This window comes from Mycobacterium sp. ABE4_509, assembly GCF_056160785.1.
The window spans coordinates 1-4,363 of sequence record NZ_JBSWXU010000238.1; the positions used below are offsets into that span (position 1 = coordinate 1).

Here is a 4,363-nt window from a genome sequence, read left to right on the forward strand (position 1 = left end):
GCTGCCAGGGACGTGCCGCGGGTCCGGGCGGGCGGTTCCGCCGGCCGGGCACGAACGCCAGCGCCACCAGGATCGGCAGCAGCGCCAACCCGCCGATCAGGCCGGCCCGGTAGGTGGTGTTGGACGAGAAGCTCAGGGTGACCGGCCCCGCGGCGCCGGCCGGGACCACCCAGCCCTGTTGCCAACCGTTGACGGTGACCGGTGAGAGCGGCGCGCCGTCCGCGGCGCGCGCGGTCCAGCCCGGGTTCACACTCTCCGGGACCACCAGCACCTGGGCTGTTCCGGCGGCGCTGATGTCGACGTCGCGGTGGTCGTTGGTCCACGTGCCGGTGCGGGCGGGAACCGTGGTGGCGGTGCGCAACTCGCCGGTCAACGGGGTGGCGAGCTGCACGCCGTCGACGATCAGCCCCGGCCCGGGGCTGATCAGCAGTTCCTGCTGGCCGACGGGCAGCGTGATCGGCTCGTCGCGGCAGGGCTGCGCCGGTATGGGCTGGTTGTCCAGCAGCGCGCCGACGGTCGTCGTCACCGAGGTCTGGACGAACTCGCCGGCGACGCCGATCACCGGTCCGCGACCGCACGGCAGGGTGACGGTCCTGGCCCGGTTACCGGCGGCGTCGGCGGCGGCGATCGGCGCGCCGGACTCGTCGAGGGCGACGATCTCGGCCAGCCCGGGCGGCTTGAGCTGGTCGAAACCCAGTGCGGTGCGGTCGATCACGTCGTCCCAGTCGAGCAGCGACACGGTGATGGTGTCGGTGCGTTGCGGCTGCAGCTGCAGGGTCTCGGTGTTCCCGGTCAGCCGGCGCACCTGGGGGCCGGCGCCGAGGTCCACGGCGATCATTCTCGGGTGTGCGGGCAGGGCCGAGGAGCTCGGCGTCACCTGCAGTGCGGATACGGTGCGGGCGGTCGGCAGGTTCAGCACCAGGGTCGGCGGGGTGCGCGGCTGCACGACATGCTGGGGTGCGGTCCAGGCGGTGTCGCGATCGCCGTCGGTGGCGGCGAAGGCCGAACCCAGTACGTCGAGCGGGTCGGAATCGCCGGTGGCGCGCACCGTGCCGGGTTGGGCGATCAGGTCGGCGAGGTTGGGGCCCTGGCGGGCGCGGACCCACACCGTCGGGCTGACCGGGGTCGGTTCCGGCACCGTCAGCGTCCGGCTCAGGTTCACCGGCTCCTCGGAGGCCAGCGCCATCGCGGCTGCGCAGCGGATTCCGGTCGGGCTCTGTGCGCAGCCGGCCCGTCCCAGCAGCTCAGTACCCAGATCCCATTGCGCCACAGCTGAACCCGGTGGCGGCCCGGGGACGTCGACGGTGTGGCGCAGGTTGATCTGATGGGCGAACCCGTTGGCGTCGTACTGGGTGACGCCCAGATCGGTGATGCCGAACTGGACGCCGGGCGATCCGTCGTCGGTCGCGGCCGCGGTGATGCGCACCCACGGTGTCTCGCCGTAGGGCAACGCCACCGTCACCGGGTTGCCCGGTTGTTCGATGCGCACCGTGCTGGTGCCGTTCACGGTGGCCACCTCCAGGCGGCGCACCTGCGCCCCGACTGCCGTCGCGCTCGGGGTGATGGTCAGGGTGGCGTTGGTGACCGGATGGTCGAAGTCCACCTGCAGCCACTGACCGACCGCGGACTGCAGCGCGTTGGACACCCAGCTGGTCGAGGCATCCGCGTCGATGGCCGCAGCCGGCGATGAGGACGGCGAAACATTGGGCAGTGCAGTGGAATCCGATGCGGCGCTGGAAACCGTGACGCGGCCGCCGTCCCACCGGCCGTAGACCATCTCGGTGCCGCGGGAGGGATAGTCGGGCACCCGGTTGAAGGTGTTGCGCGGGTCGTCGGGGGCGCGCACCGCCGACGAATGGTCGTCGACCCTGCCGTAGTCGGTCTCGCGGGCGGTCGGGGTGTCGGTGATCGTGACCAGCGGTGCGGGCAGGCCGGCCGCCAGCGCGTCCTGGGTCAACAGCATCGGGCCCAGTGGCGGCTGACCGGACAGGCGCCTGCGTTCGTCGATACGCAGCAGCGACTCCGGCCCGCCGTCGACCCGGGCCATCGCGCCGGCGTCGACGAGGTAGGGCGCTGCCGGCGAACGCCCGTCGAGGTCACCGGACTGCACCCGGTAGATCTCCACGGCGGGGTAACGCGGCCGCAGCCCGCTGTCGGCGACGAAACCCTCCAGCGTCCCCGGGCCGACCGGCTCACCGAACTCGGCGACCTTGGTCAGACCGGGAGAGCCGTCGATGGCCTGATGCACCAGGATCGGACGGGCCGAACGGGACGTGCCCGGGTCCAGGTCGTTGCGCACCACGACGTAGGAGATGCCCTGGCGGGCCAGCGTGTCGGCCAGGCCCGCCGACGGGCGACCCGCGGCGAACAGGCGCTGCACCGAGTCCAGGGCGCGGATGGTCTCCGGCGGTGTGAGCGGAATGGAGTCCCGCACGCCCCACGGGCTGTGGCCGAGCACCTGCAGGGGTTCGTCGTGGCTGTTACCCCATACCTGGGTCGCGAACGGGGCGCCCGGCGCGACCAGCACCCGTCCGGCGACCTCATCGGTGTTGTGCTCGTCGAGCCAGGCTGCGGCGTCGTGCCAGTACTGCGGGATAGCGTCGAACGCCCCCGGTGGGGTCAGCCGGCTGGTCCAGGCCAGCGAGGTCGCCGCGGCCACCGCGGCCAGCACCACCACCCCGACGGCGACCCGCTTGTCGTTCTCCGGGTGCGCGAACGCGGCCCGCCACACCGATCGCGGCGCGCTGCCCGGCAGCGGGATGCGTCCCATCAGGTGGGCGAGCCCCAGTGCCAGCGGCAACCGCAACAACGGTTCGAGCTTGTGCAGGTTGCGCAGCGGTGTGCCGTCCGCGTCGAGGAAGGCCTGCACCTGCAGGGCGATCGGAGAGCCGAGCCCGCCCGAGTAGCCGGCGGCCAGCAGCGCGACCCCCACCAGCAGCATCGTGATGAGTCGTCCCCGCGCCGGCATGGAGCGCAGGGTCAACCCGGCCAGACCCGCGGCGGCGACCAGCGTCGTGGCCAGCACCGCCAGCGACCCGGTGACCAACGGTGCGCCCGCGGTGGCGTCGGGCGCCACATACGGTGTCCAGGCCCCGGTGCCGCGCAGCATCTCGGTCAGCGACATCCACTGGGTGGTGACGCCGGAGGACTCGATGAAATCCAGGAACGGTGGGCTGATCCGGCCCAGGTGCAGCAGCGCCACCACCCACCAGGTCACCGCCAGCGCGGTGCACAACAGCCACCAGCCGGTGAACCGCCACCAGACCCGGTTGGGGCGGTGGCAGGCCAGCCAGACGACCGCGCACAGGCACGCCGACAGCGTCGCCACCGCGTTGATCGCCCCCATCAGCGCGATCGCCAGCGCCGAGCGGGCCGCCAGCAGCCGAATCCGGGGGTCTGCCCCCTGCAGGCGTTCCCCGGCCCGTCCGTTCAGCGCCACGATCACCGGCAGCAGCACCCACGGCGCCAGCATCATCGGCCAGGTCTCCGACGAGATCGCCCCGAGCGTGGTCAGCACCCTCGGCGACAGCGCGAAGACCACCGCACCGATCACCCGCGATGTCGGGGTGCCGATGCGCAGCGCCTCGGCCACCCGCAGCACACCCCAGAACCCCACCGTGAGCACCAGCGCCCACCACAGCCGCTGGGTGACCCAGCCGGGGACGCTGAGCAGATCACCCAGCAGGAAGAAGGTGCCGTGCGGGAACAGATACCCGTAGGCCTGGTTCTGGGCCTGCCCGAACGGCAGATCGCTGTTCCACAGATCGAATGCGCGGGTCAGGAAGCGCAGCGGGTTGGCCGTCAGGTCCAGCTTGGTGTCGGGCGAGATCTGACCGGGTGACTGGGCGAAGGTCAGGATCAGAGCTGCTGCGCCGACGACGAACAGCCAGCGCCGCCGCAGCGGCGTGACCGTCGCTATCTGCGAGTCAGCTTCGGTCGCCGTACTCGACCCTGTTGAGCACCGATGACGCTGGATCGCCCGCCTGCAGCGGAGGCTTGGTGTCCTGCTGCACCATCAACGTCACCCCGAACACGGCAGCCGCGCCCAGCAGCAGTCCGACGACGATGCTGGCCGCCGCGGGCACGAGAAACCGATCCATGGCCGCCAAACTAGCACGATGCGCACGGCCGTAGATCCTTGCTGTACCCACCCACTACTGTCGGGCCTATGGTCACGCCTATGACGATGCCGAAGGCTCTCACCGGGGTGCTGGCGGCATCGTTGCTGCTGGTGAGCTGCACATCGGCGGGCGAACAGCCCGACGCCGGGCCGACGTCCACACTGTCGATGGCGGCCGGGCCGGTCCCCGCGGTCATCGCTCCGCCACCGGCCGCGCCGGTCCCCGCGGCACCGGCCTGCGGC

The 4,363-nt window shown here is 72.0% G+C and carries 2 protein-coding genes and 1 pseudogene; 1 reads left to right on the plus strand and 2 read right to left on the minus strand.

The window, feature by feature from the left end:
- Positions 1-3,901: alpha-(1->3)-arabinofuranosyltransferase (locus ACXAID_RS27165; protein WP_475025279.1), on the minus strand; the 3,901-nt coding region annotated here is incomplete at its 3' end.
- A gap of 25 nt (positions 3,902-3,926) precedes the next feature.
- Complete coding sequence (locus ACXAID_RS27170; protein WP_014813542.1) at positions 3,927-4,100, minus strand: DUF2613 domain-containing protein; 174 nt, start codon at positions 4,098-4,100, stop codon at positions 3,927-3,929.
- Between the two features lie 80 nt (positions 4,101-4,180).
- Between ACXAID_RS27170 and ACXAID_RS27175 the strand changes: the two are divergent.
- Positions 4,181-4,363: pseudogene (locus ACXAID_RS27175) on the plus strand (glycoside hydrolase family 3 protein); the annotation flags it as partial.